12 protein-coding genes are annotated in these 15993 nt (G+C 66.9%); 5 read left to right on the forward strand and 7 right to left on the reverse strand.

What is annotated here, in order from left to right; translation table 11 throughout:
* Positions 1-228: 228 nt before the first annotated feature.
* Together XnspCFBP7698_RS02475 and XnspCFBP7698_RS02480 are read right to left on the reverse strand one after the other, a co-directional pair.
* Positions 229-1614, reverse strand: coding sequence for a glutamine synthetase family protein (locus XnspCFBP7698_RS02475; protein WP_104579594.1), 1386 nt, complete (start codon positions 1612-1614; stop codon positions 229-231).
* Positions 1615-1620: 6 nt separating this feature from the next.
* Positions 1621-2376, reverse strand: coding sequence for a gamma-glutamyl-gamma-aminobutyrate hydrolase family protein (locus XnspCFBP7698_RS02480; RefSeq protein WP_104579593.1), 756 nt, complete (start codon positions 2374-2376; stop codon positions 1621-1623).
* 147 nt (positions 2377-2523) lie between these two features.
* On the opposite strand from XnspCFBP7698_RS02480, the gene XnspCFBP7698_RS02485 reads away from it, so the two are divergent.
* From XnspCFBP7698_RS02485 to XnspCFBP7698_RS02500, 4 genes are all read left to right on the forward strand, one after another.
* Entirely contained in the window at positions 2524-3903 is a 1380-nt protein-coding gene (locus XnspCFBP7698_RS02485) for a glutamine synthetase family protein (protein ID WP_104579592.1), read from the forward strand.
* Positions 3900-5216 (forward strand): FAD-binding oxidoreductase, encoded by a 1317-nt coding sequence (locus tag XnspCFBP7698_RS02490; protein ID WP_199680018.1) that lies wholly within the window; start codon positions 3900-3902, stop codon positions 5214-5216. Before XnspCFBP7698_RS02485 ends, XnspCFBP7698_RS02490 begins: the two co-directional genes overlap by 4 nt.
* Before the next feature lie 100 nt (positions 5217-5316).
* Positions 5317-6615 carry a diguanylate cyclase gene (locus XnspCFBP7698_RS02495; protein WP_039407869.1) on the forward strand — a complete coding sequence of 433 codons (1299 nt, stop codon included), beginning with the start codon at positions 5317-5319 and terminating at the stop codon, positions 6613-6615.
* Between the two features lie 128 nt (positions 6616-6743).
* Positions 6744-7205: a bacteriohemerythrin gene (locus XnspCFBP7698_RS02500; protein ID WP_104579590.1), complete on the forward strand. Its 462-nt coding sequence runs from the start codon at positions 6744-6746 to the stop codon at positions 7203-7205.
* A 71-nt stretch (positions 7206-7276) separates the two neighbouring features.
* On the opposite strand, the gene XnspCFBP7698_RS02505 is transcribed toward XnspCFBP7698_RS02500, so the two are convergent.
* The 5 genes from XnspCFBP7698_RS02505 to XnspCFBP7698_RS02530 all read right to left on the reverse strand — a co-directional run bounded on the left by XnspCFBP7698_RS02505 (position 7277) and on the right by XnspCFBP7698_RS02530 (position 14110).
* Complete coding sequence (locus XnspCFBP7698_RS02505) at positions 7277-8584, reverse strand: MFS transporter (protein WP_104579589.1); 1308 nt, start codon at positions 8582-8584, stop codon at positions 7277-7279.
* 381 nt (positions 8585-8965) lie between these two features.
* Positions 8966-9244 (reverse strand): hypothetical protein, encoded by a 279-nt coding sequence (locus XnspCFBP7698_RS02515; RefSeq protein WP_047693457.1) that lies wholly within the window; start codon positions 9242-9244, stop codon positions 8966-8968.
* Positions 9234-11582: an FdhF/YdeP family oxidoreductase gene (locus tag XnspCFBP7698_RS02520; RefSeq protein ID WP_104579588.1), complete on the reverse strand. Its 2349-nt coding sequence runs from the start codon at positions 11580-11582 to the stop codon at positions 9234-9236. Before XnspCFBP7698_RS02520 ends, XnspCFBP7698_RS02515 begins: the two co-directional genes overlap by 11 nt.
* On the reverse strand, positions 11579-12424 hold the full coding sequence (gene fdhD / locus XnspCFBP7698_RS02525) for a formate dehydrogenase accessory sulfurtransferase FdhD (RefSeq protein ID WP_104579587.1): 846 nt from the start codon (positions 12422-12424) through the stop codon (positions 11579-11581). Before fdhD ends, XnspCFBP7698_RS02520 begins: the two co-directional genes overlap by 4 nt.
* Before the next feature lie 6 nt (positions 12425-12430).
* Entirely contained in the window at positions 12431-14110 is a 1680-nt protein-coding gene (locus XnspCFBP7698_RS02530) for an OFA family MFS transporter (protein ID WP_039407881.1), read from the reverse strand.
* Between the two features lie 381 nt (positions 14111-14491).
* Here XnspCFBP7698_RS02530 and XnspCFBP7698_RS02540 point away from each other — a divergent pair, with 381 nt between their 5' ends.
* Positions 14492-15844, forward strand: coding sequence for an aspartate aminotransferase family protein (locus XnspCFBP7698_RS02540; protein ID WP_104579585.1), 1353 nt, complete (start codon positions 14492-14494; stop codon positions 15842-15844).
* Positions 15845-15993 lie beyond the last annotated feature (149 nt).

A 15993-nucleotide genomic window follows, 5' to 3' on the forward strand; every position in this document is an offset into this window, starting at 1 on the left:
TGCGGGGTCCATGCAGTCTATGGCCGATCGGCCGGGCACAAAGGTGCTTTCGGTTGCACGCGCCGAACCGGGTGCGGAAACACGCGGACGGGGCGGTGCGCAATGTCCAACGCGCGAGGCGTCCGGCATCGTCATACGCCGTACCCTCATCCGCCCTTCGGGCACCTTCTCCCCCATAAAGGGGGACAATGTCCCGATGGGAGAAGGGAACAGCGCAGGCGAAGCGCCTTACACATTCAACAGCAGGAACTCTCGCTCCCACGAGCTGATCACCCGAAAGAACGTTTCGTATTCCTTGCGCTTCACCGAGATATAGGCGCGCACGAAGCGCCGTCCCAATATCTCCTGCAACGCATCGCAGCCTTCCAGCTCATCCAGCGCCTCACCCAGCGAGCGCGGCAGATCGTAGCCCTGCTCCTTGCCGTTGCTGCTGATCGGCGCGGTCGGTTCGAGCTGCTCGGCAATCCCCAACAACCCGCACGCCAGGGTCGCGGCCATCGCCAGATACGGGTTGGCATCGGAACCGGCGAAGCGGCTTTCCACCCGCATGTTCTGCGGCACATCGATCGGCACCCGCAGCCCGCAGGTGCGGTTGTCGAAGCCCCACAGCACATTGCTCGGCGACACCTCGCCGAACATCAGCCGACGGTACGAATTGACGTTGGGCGCCAGCAGCCCCATCGCCATCGGGATGTATTTCTGCAAGCCGCCCAGATAATGCGCAAAGGTGTCGCTGAAGCCGCCCTCGCGCTTGCCGCTGAACACGTTCTTGCCAGTGCCGGCGTGCAGCAGGCTCTGGTGGATATGCATCGCACTGCCCGGCTCGGTCTCCATGGGCTTGGCCAGGAACGTCGCATACACGCCATGCCGTAGCGCCGCTTCGCGCATGGTGCGCTTGAACAGGAACACCTGATCGGCGCGCGACAGGGCGTCGGCATGGGTGAAATTGACCTCCAGCTGCGCGGCACCGGACTCGTGGATCAGGGTGTCCACGTCCAGCTCCATCGCATCGCAATAGTCGTACATCAGGTCCAGGATCGGGTCGAACTCGTTGACCGCGTCGATCGAATACGACTGCCGCGCGGTTTCCGGGCGCCCGGAGCGCCCGGCCGGCGGCAGCAGCGGGAAGTCCGGGTCGGTGTTCTTCTGCACCAGGAAGAATTCCAGCTCCGGCGCCACCACCGGTTGCAGCTTGCGCTGCGCATAGGCATCGAGCACGCGGCGCAGCACGTTGCGCGGGGCCAGTTCGTGCGGCTGCCCGTCCTTGGTGTAGCAGTCGTGGATGACCTGCGCGGTGGGGTCGGCGGCCCACGGCACCATGCGCACGGTGGAGGCATCCGGGCGCAGGTGCATGTCCGAATCCGACGGCGAGGTCAGCGCGTAGTAATCCTCCGGAAAATCGCCGGTGACGGTGGTGGCGAAGATCCCCTCCGGCAGCCGCGTGCCGTAGTCGTGCGAGAACTTGTCGGCGGGAATGATCTTGCCGCGCGCATTGCCGGTGATGTCCGGCACCAGGCATTCCACCTCGGTGATGTGACGTTCCTTGAGCCAGCGCCGCAGCGCGCTCTCCGGCTGCTTGGGCGTGGCGGTGCGCGAACGTGTGCGGATGGACATGCGACCTCACTGACCGCGTTGAGCGGCGTAACGGCGACAGGCCTCGCCGAAGGCCTGAAAGATGGCACGGTAGAACGGATGCTGTGTGACACGCCATTCCGGGTGCCACTGCACGGCCAGCAGGAACCCCGGCCCGGCACCGCGAAAGGCTTCGATCAGGCCATCCGGCGCGGTCGCTTCCACCACCAGTCCGTCGGCGAGCGTGGCAATGCCCTGCCCATGTAGCGAATTGACCAGCACCTCCGGCCCGGAATGCATGCCGGCCAGCCAGCCGCCCGGCTGCAACTGCACCGGATGGGCCGGGCCGTATTGCGCCTCCAGTGCGGCGCTGCGGTCTTCGCGGTGATCGGTCAGCCCGGGCACGGCATGCACGCGTTGATGCAGGCGCCCGCCGAGCGCGACGTTGACTTCCTGCAGGCCGCGGCAGATCGCCAGCAGCGGCAGGCCGCGTGCCAGCGCCTGCGGAATCAGCGCCAGGCTGGTGGCATCGCGCGCCGGATCGTGCGGATTGCCCTCCCAGCTGGTCTCATCGCTGTAGTGGTGAGGCTCGACGTTGCTGACCGCCCCGGTGAGCAGCAGGCCATCCAGCCGGTCCAGCCAGGCGCTGGCGTCCAGGCTCGGCTGCAGGCTGGGCAGCAATACCGGCATGGCACCGGCCGCATCCACCACGGCGCGGATGTATTTTTCGCCAGCGGCCAGAAACGGATGCGGCCCGTGCAGGACGCGATCGGTCGGCAGCCCGACCAGGGGAACGACAGCCATGCAGACATCCCGATGCGGTGTGTTGAACGGCAGATGCGCCCGAACTTACCGCGCCACCGCCGCCATTGCCAGGGCCGCTGCTTCGCCAACCTGCGACCGCTCACGCCTGCTTTGCTAGGCTGGTCGGCGACCTCGCAGGTAGTGCCCATGGCTTCCGAGAACTCCGTCGCGTCCCTGCCCGCTGCCGACGCCGCCACCCTGGCGCGCATCCCCGGCTGTACCTCGGTGGATCTGTTGTTGCCCGACACCAACGGCGTGCTGCGTGGCAAGCGGGTCACCGCCGATGCACTGGGCAAGGTCTATCGCGATGGCGTGTGCCTGCCGATGTCGCTGATCGCCACCGACATCACCGGCAACACCGTGGAGGAGACCGGGCTTGGCTACGCGATCGGCGACGCGGACCGCATCTGCCGGCCGATTGCCGGCTCGCTGCGTCCGGTGCCCTGGGCGCCGCAGCCGATGGCGCAGTTGCTGCTGGCCATGCATACCCCCGATGGCGGCCTGTTCGAGGTGGCTCCGCGCGCGGTGCTGCAGCGTGTACTGGCCGGCTTTGCCGCACGTGGCCTCACGCCGGTGGTGGCGGTGGAGCTGGAGTTCTATCTGTTCGATGCGGTGCCCGATGCCCAGGGGCGCCCGCAGACCCCGCGCGACCCGGTCACCGGCGCGCGCAGCGACAGCACCCAGGTGTATTCACTGCAGGATCTGGACGAGCAGCGCGGCTTCACCGATGCGGTGACGGCCGCCTGCCGGCAGCAAGGCATCCCGGCCGACACCGCGGTGGCCGAATATGCGCCGGGCCAGTTCGAGATCAACCTGCAGCACCGCGCCGATGCGGTGGCGGCCTGCGACGAGGCCGTGTTGCTCAAGCGCACCATCAAGGCCATCGCGCAGCAACAGGGCAAGCTCGCCAGCTTCATGGCCAAGCCCTTCCCCGGCCAGGCCGGCAGCGGCCTGCACCTGCATGTGAGCCTGCTCGATGCGGACGGCAACAACCTGCTCGCCGGCCCCGCCGACATGCCTGCCGGGCCGATGCGCCATGCCATCGCCGGGTTGCAACGGCATGCGCAGGCGTCGTTGCTGCTGTTCGCCCCGCATGCCAACAGTTACCGGCGTTTTGTCAACAATGCGTTCGTGCCGCTGGATGCCAGCTGGGGCTTCAACAACCGCACCGTGGCGCTGCGCATCCCGCACAGCGACGCGCGCAACACCCGCATCGAACATCGCATCGCCGGCGCCGATGCCAACCCGTATCTGGCCGCAGCCGCGGTGCTGGCCGGCATCCTGGACGGCGTGCAGCGCCCGGCAGAACCTACCCCGCCGGTCATCGGCAACGCCTATGCGCAGGGCGTGTTCCAGCCGCGCACCTGGCAGGGCGCCGTCGATGCGTTCCTGGCCAGCGAGTTCATCCAGGCGCAGTTGGGCAGTCAGTTCCAGCACGTGTACGGCCAGCAGAAGCAACGTGAACTGCTCGACTATCAGGCGCTGGTGCCGGACATCGATTACGCCCGGTACCTGCGCGTCGTGTGATGACCAGGCCGGACGCCGCTGTGCCGCAGACCAGGACGCCGGACGGGTATCCGGACAGCTGGTATGCGCGCAGTGCGCCGGCGCTGCCCGCGCAACCGCGCCTGCGCGGCGCCCAACGCGCGGACGTGTGCATCCTGGGCGCCGGCTATACCGGCCTGACCGCGGCGCTGGCGCTGGCCGAGGCCGGTTACCAGGTAAGCGTGCTGGAAGCCCGGCGCATCGGCTGGGGCGCCTCCGGGCGTAACGGCGGCCAGGCGATCGTCGGTTACGGCTGCGAACAGGAAACCCTGGAAGCGCTGGTCGGCGACGCCGATGCACGCCTGCTGTTCGATTTCTCGCGCGATGGCATGCGCCTGTTGCGCCAGCGCATCGAGCGCCACGCCATCGCCTGCGACTGGCGTGACGGCCATGCCCACGTCCCGCTCAAGCCGCGTCAGGCGCGCGCGTTGCAGCACGGCATCGTGCGCATGGCCGAGCGCTACGACTACCCGCTGCAGTGGTGGGACCGCGCACGCACGCGCGCGGTACTGGACAGCCCGCTGTACCTGGGTGCGATGTTCGACCCCGCCAGCGGCCACCTGCACCCGCTGGCCTACGCGTTCGGCCTGGCGCGTGCAGCACTCGCCGCCGGGGTGCGGATCTACGAGGACTCGGCGGTGACCCGCCTGGACCAGGGCGCCCGGGTCACCCTGCAGAGCGCCGAAGGCAGCGTGAGCGCCGCATTCGGCGTGATTGCCGGCAATGCCCTGCTGCAGGGCCTGGCGCCGGCCCTGGAGCAGCGCATCATGCCGGTGGGTACCTACGTCGGGGCCACGCCGCCGTTGGGCCAGGCACGCGCGCGCAGCCTGATCGCCAACGACATGGCGGTGGCCGACACCAATTGGGCGCTGGACTATTACCGGCTCAGCGCCGACCACCGCCTGCTGTTCGGTGGGCGCGCCAGCTACTCCGCGCGCCCGCCGCGCGGCCTGCAGCACCTGATGACGCAGCGCATGCACACCGTGTTCCCGCAGCTGCGCGACGTGCCGCTGGAGACGGTATGGGGCGGCTATGTGGACATCTCACGGAACCGGGCGCCGCACTGGGGCCGGCTCGCGCCCAATCTGTACTTCGCGCAAGGCTTCTCTGGCCACGGAGTGGCCGCCACCGGCCTGGCCGGCCAGGTCATCGCCGAGGCGATCGCCGGCCACAGCCAGCGGCTGGACGTATTTGCGCGCATCCCGCACCGCCGCTTCCCCGGCGGGCAGCGGCTGCGCACACCGCTGCTGGTCGCGGCGATGAGCTGGTACCGGCTGCGCGACGCGCTGTGGTGAGCGCGCCTGCAACGCCGCCGCACGGGCAGCGACACAGTGCTCAAGTTTTGGCGAGCAGAGCCGTTAGCTGATCTGACGGTTCGATCCATACGGCCAGCCGATGTCCCCAGGTACCCTCCATCGCAACAGTGAAAGTGCAGTCCTGCCGCAGCGCGTGTTGCTGGTGGAGAACTCGCGCACGTTCACCAGCATGCTGCGCGAAGCCATCGAGCAACGCGTGGAACTGCCGGTCACGGTCGTTTCGACCCTGGCCGAAGCCGCGCGCGTGCTCGACGAGGAGGATGGCTGGTTCCTGGTCCTGACCGGCCTGGTGCTGGTCGACGGCGACCGCGACAAGGTCGTGGAATTCTTTCTCTCGCGCAACCTGCCGACCGTGGTGGTCAGCGGCGTCTACGACGAAGACCTGCGCCAGCGCGTGCTGCAGCAGCAGATCATCGATTACGTGCTCAAGAACGCGCCCGGCAGCATCGAATACCTGGCCTGGCTGGTGCAGCGCCTGGAGCGCAATCGCCGCATCGGTGCGTTGGTGGTGGACGATTCGTTGTCCGCACGCACCTACGCCGCCGCGCTGCTGTCGATGTACGGCTATCGGGTGGTGCTGGCGGCCGACGGTGCGGCCGGGCTGGAAGCGATCGAACGCGATCCCGGCATCCGCCTGACCATCGTCGACCAGGAAATGCCCGGGATGGAAGGCGTGGAATTCACCCGCCGGCTGCGTGCGATCCGCTCGCGCGACAAGGTGGCGGTGATCGGCATCTCCGGCAACAGCGACTCGTCGCTGATCCCGCGCTTTCTGAAGAACGGCGCCAACGACTTCTTGCGCAAACCCTTTTCGCGCGAGGAATTCTTCTGCCGCGTCTCGCAGAACGTGGACCAGCTGGAACTGATCGGCACGCTGCAGGATCTGGCCACGCGCGACTTCCTCACCGGCCTGCCGAACCGGCGCTACTTCCTGGAACAGAGCCAGCGGGTGATTCCCAAGCTGCTGTCGCAGGACCAGTCGGTGACCGCGGCGATGCTCGACATCGATCACTTCAAGCACATCAACGACACCTGGGGCCACGAAGCCGGTGACCAGGCGCTGCGTGCGGTGGCGGCCTCGGTATCCGGGCATGCACGCCCGCAGGACCTGGTGGCGCGCTTCGGCGGCGAAGAATTCTGCCTGCTGGTGCCGGGGCTGGATGCAGCCAATGCCACCAGCTACTTCGAAACCCTGCGCGAACGCATCAGCGCGCTGCGCGTGCGGATCGGCGAGGACACCCTGAGCATGACGGTGAGCATCGGCGTGTGCATTGCGACCGAAGGCGAGCAGTCACTGCATCACTTGTTGAACGAAGCCGACAAGCATCTGTATCTGGCCAAGGCCGGCGGCCGCAACCAGGTGCGCCTGGCGAGCTGATCCCGCCTTGACCGCAGGCCCGAGCCCGCGCCTGCAGATGACGCGCTTCACCAGTGCCTTGATCCAGATCAACGCGCTGTCGGCGCGCGCGGCCTAGCCTGTGCCCATCGCATTGGCAAGGCACTTCGATGGCACTGCTGGTCTGGCAGGACGACCTCAACACCGGGATCGAGGTCATCGATCACCAACACCGGCGCATCGTGGACATGATCAATCAGTTGCATGTGGCGCACACCAGCCTGCAGCGCCTGGCCGTGGCCGAGGTCATCGACGAGCTGATCGACTACACCCTGTCGCATTTCGCGTTCGAAGAAGAATTGATGCAGGAAGCCGGCTACCCCTTCAGCCTGGCGCACGCGCGCGTGCACCAGGTCTTCGGCAAGCGCGTTGGCGACTATCGGCTGCGCTTTCAGGCAGGCGAGGACGTCAGCGAAGACCTCCGCAACATGCTCTCGCGCTGGTTGTTCAACCACATCCGCGGCGACGACCAGGCGTACGCACCGCAGGTCATCGCCCATCTGAACCAGTTCGCGCGCACTCACCAGCACGGCAGCTGGCTGGGACGCACCCTGAAGCGGATCTTCCGCTAGCGATCCTTCCGTCAGAAACGCGCCCGCGTGCGACAAGACGGTCTCGCTGAAGTCCAGCGCGCGCCATCACCCTATGCGAACGGCGTGCGCTGCATCGTCCGGCGACGCGATCGGCGCGCGACCATCAACGCCAGCAGGCTCAGCACCGCGGCAGCGCCCAGATAATGACCTACCGCCTGTACGCCGTAGCGTGCGGCCAGCTGCGTGGCGACATACGGTGCCGGCGCCGCGCCCAGGATGCTGGCCAGGTTGAACGACAACGATGCGCCGGTGTAGCGCACCTCGGTGGGGTACAACTCCGCCAGCAAGGTGCCGCATGGGCCGTAGGTCAAGCCCATGAAGAAGAAGCCCAGCGCAAGAAAGGCCAGCACCTGCAACGGGTGACCGGCCTGAAACAACGGCGCGAATGCCAGGCCGAAGGCGATGATGGCGATGCTGGCCAGCATCATCGCCAGCGGCGCGCCATGGCGGTCGCCGAACCTGGCCGACACTGGAATGCCGGCGGCAAAGAACACGATGCCGGCCATCTGCAGCAACAGGAACTGTTCCTTGTCGTAGCCCAGCGTCTTGGTGCCGTAGCCCAGCGCGAACACGGTCATCAGATAGAACAGCACGAAGGTGGCAAACGCACCCAGCGTGCCGATGATCAACGCCGGCCAGTGCCGCGAGAGCACCGCACCCAGCGGCAGGCGCACGCGCGTCTTGCGATCCAGCGCCTGCTGGAAGTCAGGGGTTTCGGTAATGCTCAGGCGCACCCACAATCCGGTCAGCACCAACAACGCGCTGGCCAGGAACGGGACGCGCCAGCCCCACGCCATGAAGGCGGCATCGTCCAGCACCGCGCCCATACCCAGAAAGGTACCGGTGGACAACAAGAACCCCAGCGGCGCACCCAACTGTGGAAACATGCCGTACCACACGCGCTTGCCCGGTGGCGCGTTTTCGGTGGCCAGCAGCACCGCCCCGCCCCACTCGCCGCCCAGGCCCAGGCCCTGACCGAAGCGACACACCGCCAGCAGCGCGGGCGCCAGCACGCCGATCTGCGCGTAGCCGGGCAGCAGCCCGATCGCCACCGTGGACAGGCCCATCGTCAGCAAGGCGGCCACCAGGGTGGCCTTGCGCCCGACCCGATCACCGAAGTGACCGAACACCGCCGAGCCCACCGGCCGCGCGATGAAGGCCACCGCAAAGGTCGCCAGCGACTGCAGCATCGCCGCACTGCCATCGCCGGCCGGAAAGAACAACGTCGGGAACACCAGCACCGCAGCGGTGGCGTAGATGTAGAAATCGAAGAACTCGATGGTGGTACCGATCAGGCTGGCAAACAGCACGCGCGCGGGCGAATTGGTGGGCGTGGCGAGCGGCGCGGCGGCAGTCATCGTGGGTCGGCATCCATGGAACGAGACGGCCGATTCTGGCAGATCGGGGCAACGCTTTGCGCAGGCGAACCGGTCGGTAACAAGTTACAGGCGTGACCGACGGGGCTGTGGATCGCGTCCTACTCGTCTTGAATCAGATGTGTTCGACCAAGTGTCCGGCAACGCGTCACCGGAGACTGTCACCTGCTTGACCTGCAAGGTGTGAGGTCTTTGCGTCTGCTGCAGGGCCCTTGCCCGCCCACCACCGCAGGACACGCCGCAAGTACGTTCTTTTAGGCTCCGTAGCGGCATCCATGCCGCCAAGGGTCCCGCGACGATGGGCGGACAAGGACCGGTCAAGTTGCTCGGTCTGCACAGCTTTCAAAAGCAGCAGGAACTCGCTCAACCGCTCTGTGGCGACTGCCCTGCTGATCGCTGCATCTGTTCCGCCAAACCGACCGGCGTCAGTACCGCGAACTGCCGCTCACCGCGATCTTCCACGCGCACCCAATCCGGACCGGGTTGGCCGTCCAGGTTTGCCGTCCCCAACCAGGCAAGCGTGCGCAGCAGCACGCTCATGCGCACGCCCAGCTGCTTGCAGAGCTTCGGCAACGACACGCCCTCGGGCGCGTCGGCCAGGGTGTGCAACAGCTGGGCGGTGAGCTGCGGATCAGCGGACAAGCACCGCTCCGATGTCGCGTGGCGCTGCATCAGCGGTTTCGGCGCGATGCGGCAGCACGATCACCGGAATCGACTTGGAGGTGGGCGTACGCGCTTCGTCGGCAAAGCTCGACAGCGGCACCAATGCGTTGGTTTCCGGGTAGTACGCCGCCAGGCAGCCGCGCGGGATGTTGTAGTCCACCAGCAGGAAGCGACGTGCCTCGCGCCGCACCCCGTCATCGCAGAGGCTTTCCAGGTCCACCCAGTCGCCGGCTTTCAGGTTCAAGGCCGCGATGTCGGCGCCATTGATGAACAGCACGCGGCGTTCGCCGAACACACCGCGGTAGCGATCGTCCAGCCCGTAGATGGTGGTGTTGTACTGATCGTGCGAGCGCGTGGTGGCCAGCGTAAACACCATCTGGTCGGTCCGGGTACGGCGTGCGCGATGGATGGGGTTGTCGGTCGGCACGGCATGCGGCTTGAACACCGCGCGTTGTTCCGGGGTCACCCACTGGCGATCGCGCGCGGTATTGGACAAGCGGAACCCACCGGGTGTGCGCACGCGCTCGTTGAAGCCGGCAAAGTCCGGGAACACCTGCGCAATCAGGTCGCGCACGCGGTCGTAATCGCCCACCAGCCAGCGCCAGCGGATCGCGCTGCGCGCGCCCAGCGTGGCTTCGGCCATGCGCGCCACGATCGCCGGCTCGGACAGCAAATCTGGCGAAGCCGGCGGATTGATGCCGGCCGACAGGTGCACCATGCTCATCGAATCTTCCACCGTCACACCCTGCGAGCCGGCGTCCTGGATATCGATTTCGGTACGGCCCAGGCACGGCAGGATCAGCGCATCGCGCCCGTGCACCAGATGGCTGCGATTGAGCTTGGTGGTGACGTGCACGGTGAGTTCGCAGTTGCGCAGCGCGCGGTGCGTGGCATCGGTATCCGGCGTGGCCGCGGCAAAGTTGCCGCCCATCGCAAAGAACACCTTGCCGCGCCCGTCCAGCATCGCCTCGATCGCGCCCACGGTGTCGAAGCCGTCTGCGCGCGGTGGCGCAAAGCCGAACACCGACTGCAGCTTGTCCAGGAATGCGGCCGGCGGCTTTTCGTAGATCATCATCGTGCGGTCGCCCTGCACGTTGCTGTGCCCGCGCACCGGGCACACGCCCGCGCCCGGACGGCCCAGGTGGCCGCGCAGCAACAGCAGGTTGGTGATCATGTGGATGGTGGCCACCGAATGCTTGTGCTGGGTGATGCCCATGCCCCAGCAGGCGATCACGCGCTCGGCATTGAGATAGATCTCGCCGGCCTTGCGCAGCGCAGCTTCGTCCAGCCCGGATTCCTCGACGATGGTGTCCCAGCGCTCGGCCTGCACATCGGCCGCGAAGGCGTCGAAGTTGGCGGTGTGCTCGGCGATGAAATCCAGGTCGAGCAACCGTGGCATGCCTTCGCGCTGGGCCTGCGCGTCGCGCTCCAGCACATGCTTGATGATGCCCTTGATCGCGGCCAGGTCGCCGCCGATCTTGAGCTGGAAATAATCCGAGGCGATACGCGTGGAGCCGTTGTGCAGCATCTCCAGCTTGTCCTGCGGGTCGGCGAATTTTTCCAGCCCGCGCTCGCGCAGCGGGTTGAAGGCCGCAATCGCCGCGCCACGCTTGGAGGCTTCACGCAACTCGCCCAGCATGCGCGGATGATTGGTGCCCGGATTCTGGCCGAAGATGAAGATGGCATCGGCCAGTTCGAAATCGTGCAAGGACACCGTGCCCTTGCCCACGCCGATCTGCGAACGCAGCGCGGTACCGGACGGCTCGTGGCACATGTTGGAGCAGTCGGGGAAGTTGTTGGTGCCGAACTCGCGCACGAACAACTGATACAGGAACGCCGCCTCGTTGCTGGTGCGCCCGGAGGTATAGAAGATCGCCTCGTCCGGGCTTGCCAGCCCGTTGAGATGGCTGGCGATCTGCGCAAACGCAGCGTCCCAACTCACCGGCACGTAGTGGTCGGTGGCCGCGTCATAGCGCATTGGGTGGGTCAGGCGGCCCTGCCCTTCCAGCCAGTAATCGCTGTACTGCGACAGCAGGCTGACGCTGTGCGAGGCAAACAGTTCCGGCCCGGCGCGGCGCGCGGTGGACTCGGCTGCCACGGCCTTGGCGCCGTTCTCGCAGAATTCGAAGGTGGAGGTGTGATCGCGGTCCGGCCAGGCGCAGCCCGGGCAGTCGAAGCCGTCCGGCTGGTTGGCATGCAGCAGCGTCTTGGCGCCCTGCACCGCGATGTCCTGTTCCATCAGGTGCTTGGCGACCGAGCGCAAGGCGCCCCAGCCACCGGCGGGATTGTCGTACTGCTTGATGGTCTTCTTGCTCATGCGGGCTCTCCCACGGCAACGCCCAGGTCCAGGCGTTGTGGATGGCTGTAAACAACACAATCGTGATTGCGGGCAAACCCGATCAGGGTCAGTCCCGCGCTGTCGGCCAGGCTGATCGCCAGGGCAGTCGGTGCCGAAATCGCTGCCAACAGCGGAATCCGGGCCTGCGCGGCTTTCATGGCCATCTCGTAACTGGCGCGGCTGGTCACCACCGCAAACCCTTGCGATGCATCGATGCGCGCGCGTGCCAATGCACCGATCAACTTGTCCAGGGCGTTATGCCGGCCCACGTCTTCGCGGACCAGTTGCACCACGCCGTTTGCATCGGCCCAACCGGCCGCGTGCACCGCACCGGTCTGCGCGGCAATCGGCTGCTGCGCATGCAAGGCCTCCAGCGCACGTGCCAATGCATCCGCATCGATCCGCAGCGTGGACTGCACCACCGGCGGCACACGCAGCACCGCCTCGATCGATTCATTGCCGCACACGCCGCAACCACTGCGCCCGTCCAGATTGCGCCGCCGCTGGTCCAACGCCGCCGCGCGCTCGGGCGGTACCTCGATCTGCAGCGAGGCGCCTTCCAGGAACGTCTCCACCGCCACCACGCGCAGGTCCTGCGCGTGATCGACGATGCCTTCGCTCAAGGAAAACCCGAGGGCGAAATCTTCCAGGTCCTCCGGCGTGGCCATCATCACCGCGAACGGCACCTGGTTGTAGATCAGGGCAACCGGCATTTCGGCCGCCACCATGTCCTGCACCGTGGCACCGCGACCGCCGCGATGGCGGATCACGGTGCGCACCACACTGCCCGGGCGCACCGTGCGGGAAGACGGACTGGTCATCTCACCTCAATGGAACAGCACGAAGGCTTTCTGCAGCGTCACCCAGATGCCGAACGCCATGGGGATGCCGACAGCCAGCCAGGCAAACGCCACCAGTGCGGGGTTGCCGCCATGACCGATGCGCGCCATCTGCTCCGGCGGCAGCACCGCATGCCCGCTGCGGTCGACCTTCTCATGCGCCAGCTGCTTTTCGCGTGCCAGCTCGTCGGGCGTCATGAAGTGACGCGCGGCCACCGGACGCACCAACAGATTGCAGATCAGGCCGAGCACGAGCATGCCGGCCAGGATGTACATGGTGGTGTTGTAGACCTGTGACGGCGGGCTGCCGTGCGCCAGCTGGTATTCGCGCATATACCCCACCACCACCGGGCCGAGGATGCCGGCGGTGGCCCACGCCGTCAGCAGACGGCCGTGGATGGCGCCGACCATCTGGGTGCCGAACAGATCGGCCAGATAGGCGGGAATGGTGGCAAAACCGCCGCCGTACATCGACAGGATGATGCAGAAGATGCCCACGAACAGCGCGATGCCGCCCACGCCACCGGCCGACGGCGCCGCGGCGTACAGGCAGATGCCCAGCACGAAGAACAGCGTGTAGGTGTTCTTGCGACCGAGCTTGTCGGACATGCTGGCCCAGAAGAACCGGCCACCGATGTTGAACAGGCTGAGCAGGCCGGTGAAGCCGGCCGCGATGGCCGCGATGCTGGCCAGCTGGGTCGGATCCAGGCTGCCGAAGCCGACGTCCACCCCGATCAGACGGCCGCCGAACACTTCCTGCAGCATCGGCGAAGACATGCCGATCACGCCGATACCGGCCGAGACGTTCAGGCACAGCACGCCCCACAGCAACCAGAACTGCGGGATGCCCCAGACCTTTTTCACGTGCACATGGTTGGCGGTGATCATGGCGTTGTTGCTGGCCACCGGCGCGGTCCAGCCGGCCGGGGTCCAGCCGCTCGGCGGCACGCGATAGCCGAACGCGCCGGCCATCATGAAGACGAAGTACAGCGCGGCCATGACCAGGAAGGTTTCCATCACGCCCACCGAGGTCGGCGTGGCGAAGTGGCGCATCAGCGCGTCGGCCAGCGGGCTGCCGATCATCGCACCGCCACCGAAGCCCATGATCGCCATGCCGGTCGCCATGCCGCGACGGTCCGGGAACCATTTGATCAGCGTGGACACCGGCGAGATATAGCCCAGACCCAGGCCGATGCCGCCGATCACGCCCGAACCCAGCCACAGCATCCAGATCTGATGGAAGTGGATACCGGCTGCCGAAATCACCAGGCCGCCGCACCAGCACAGCGCCGACACCACACCAGCCTTGCGTGGGCCGGCACGTTCCAGCCAGCCGCCCCAGATCGCCGCCGAACAGCCCAGCAGCACGAAGAACAGCGTGTACATCCACTGCAGCTCGCTGATCTTCCAGTCGCAGGTGGTGGCCACCATGCGCGCGAACAGGCCCATGTCGGCCGGGCAGGCAATCGCTTCGGTGATGCCCAGCGCCTTGGACAGCGGCAACCAGAACACGCTGAAGCCATAGGCCATGCCGATGCACAGATGGATCGCCAGTGCAGCCGGCGGAACCAGCCAACGATTGAACCCCGGACGCGCAACGATGCGCTCCTTGGACAGCAGACCGGCGTCAGCGCCGCTGGCTGTCGCCACGGTGGACCCTTGCGTCATTCCCATTTCCCCAAAAATAAAGTGCGATGAACTGCGATAAAGACGATTGACGGCTGCGATCGATTGGCGTGCTGCGATAAAGGCAGCGACGACAACCAGGCCCAACTGGCGGTTGTCTGGCGCATCATCAGCAATCCTTGCCGCTTTGCAATGCTTGGCGACGCCCCCGTAGCGTTCCATCGCATGGCCATCCCCACGCCACGCAGGCGTTCTGTGAGATTAGCGGCCGGGGCTGCGACTAATTGACTAGTTCTTATGGACTAACCCCACAGGCGCCGGCCGGGCGCTCCGCGCCATGTGCCGCATTCCCGCCATCGCCCGGGTGACGGCTGACACGATGCCTGCGTACAGTCGGGGCGACACCCCGCAACGGAGCCGGCCATGCACGACCCACTTGCGCACGACGACGCGCCTGCGCTGCCTGCACCCGGGCCGCTGGAGGCGTTCTGGATGCCGTTCACGGCCAACCGCCAGTTCAAGGCGCGCCCTCGCCTGCTCGCCTCCGCCGCCGGCATGTATTACCGCGATGTCGATGGCCGGCAGATCCTGGACGGTACCGCCGGCCTGTGGTGCTGCAACGCCGGCCACGCGCGCGAACGGATCGTGGCGGCAATCCGCGACCAGGCCGGCACGTTGGACTTTGCCCCCACCTTCCAGATGGGCTCACCGCTGCCGTTCGTGCTGGCGCAACGCCTGGCCGCCCTCGCCCCGCCCGGCCTGGGCCATGTGTTCTTCACCAACTCCGGCTCGGAGGCAGTGGATAGCGCGATGAAGATCGTGCTGGCCTATCACCGGCTGCGCGGCGAGGGCCAGCGCACCCGCTTCATCGGCCGCGAGAAGGCGTACCACGGGGTGGGCTTCGGTGGCATGTCGATCGGCGGGCTGCCCAACAACCGCAAATGGTTCGGCCCGTTGCTGGCCGGCACCGACCACCTGCGCCACACCCTGGATCTGCAGCGCAACGCCTATTCGCGCGGGCTGCCGGTGCACGGTGCCGAGCTGGCCGACGATCTGGAGCGGCTGATCACCCTGCACGATGCCTCCACGATCGCCGCGGTGTTCGTCGAACCGGTGTCCGGCTCGGCTGGCGTGATCCTGCCGCCGGAGGGTTACCTGCAGCGGTTGCGTGCCATCTGCGACCGCCACGGCATCGTGCTGGTGTTCGACGAGGTGATCACCGGCTTTGGCCGGGTCGGCGAGGCGTTCGCGGCGCAGCGCTTCGGTGTCACCCCGGACATCATCACCGCCGCCAAGGGGCTGACCAGCGGCACCGTGCCGATGGGTGCGGTGCTGGTGGCCGATGCCATCTTCGATGCTTTCATGCACGGCCCGCAGCAGGCGATCGAGCTGTTCCATGGCTATACCTACTCCGGCCACCCGCTGGCCTGCGCGGCGGCGATCGCCACGCTGGATACCTACGCCGAAGAAGACCTGTTCACGCGTGCGATCGCGCTTGACACGCAGTGGGAAGAGGCGTTGCACGGTTTGCGCGGCCTGCCGCACGTGATCGACATCCGCAACATCGGCTTGATTGGTGCGATCGAGCTGGCGCCGCGCGACGGTGCCCCCGGTGCGCGCGGCTACGAGGTGTTCGAGCGCTGCTTCCACGACGGCGGCCTGCTGGTGCGGGTGACCGGGGATGTCATTGCGCTGTCACCCCCACTGATCGTCAGCCCCGAACAGATCGGGCAGATGGTCGAGACGCTGGCGGGGATCCTGCGTCAGCTGGAGTGAGTGTGGCCGAGGCGGCAGCCCGGGTGCGTAGCGGGCGCGGCCGCAACGGCACTGCTCTGTTCGATGCGCCGCGCGATGGGCGCTTGGCGGGAGGCGGCCTTTCCAGCACATGCTCGACAACGCCGCGGCATCCACCCGGGTCGCGGCAG

This window comes from Xanthomonas sp. CFBP 7698 (genome assembly GCF_003600855.1).
Taxonomy (GTDB): domain Bacteria; phylum Pseudomonadota; class Gammaproteobacteria; order Xanthomonadales; family Xanthomonadaceae; genus Xanthomonas; species Xanthomonas cannabis.

What these genes read in the sequence shown, in the direction of transcription:
- XnspCFBP7698_RS02475 (WP_104579594.1), bottom strand. Translation starts at nt 1,614, where the DNA reads ATGTCCATCCGCACACGTTCGCGCACCGCCACGCCCAAGCAGCCGGAG.
- fdhD (WP_104579587.1), bottom strand. Translation starts at nt 12,424, where the DNA reads ATGACCAGTCCGTCTTCCCGCACGGTGCGCCCGGGCAGTGTGGTGCGC.
- XnspCFBP7698_RS02540 (WP_104579585.1), top strand. Translation starts at nt 14,492, where the DNA reads ATGCACGACCCACTTGCGCACGACGACGCGCCTGCGCTGCCTGCACCC.
- XnspCFBP7698_RS02530 (WP_039407881.1), bottom strand. Translation starts at nt 14,110, where the DNA reads ATGACGCAAGGGTCCACCGTGGCGACAGCCAGCGGCGCTGACGCCGGT.
- XnspCFBP7698_RS02505 (WP_104579589.1), bottom strand. Translation starts at nt 8,584, where the DNA reads ATGACTGCCGCCGCGCCGCTCGCCACGCCCACCAATTCGCCCGCGCGC.
- XnspCFBP7698_RS02520 (WP_104579588.1), bottom strand. Translation starts at nt 11,582, where the DNA reads ATGAGCAAGAAGACCATCAAGCAGTACGACAATCCCGCCGGTGGCTGG.
- XnspCFBP7698_RS02495 (WP_039407869.1), top strand. Translation starts at nt 5,317, where the DNA reads ATGTCCCCAGGTACCCTCCATCGCAACAGTGAAAGTGCAGTCCTGCCG.
- XnspCFBP7698_RS02480 (WP_104579593.1), bottom strand. Translation starts at nt 2,376, where the DNA reads ATGGCTGTCGTTCCCCTGGTCGGGCTGCCGACCGATCGCGTCCTGCAC.
- XnspCFBP7698_RS02485 (WP_104579592.1), top strand. Translation starts at nt 2,524, where the DNA reads ATGGCTTCCGAGAACTCCGTCGCGTCCCTGCCCGCTGCCGACGCCGCC.
- XnspCFBP7698_RS02500 (WP_104579590.1), top strand. Translation starts at nt 6,744, where the DNA reads ATGGCACTGCTGGTCTGGCAGGACGACCTCAACACCGGGATCGAGGTC.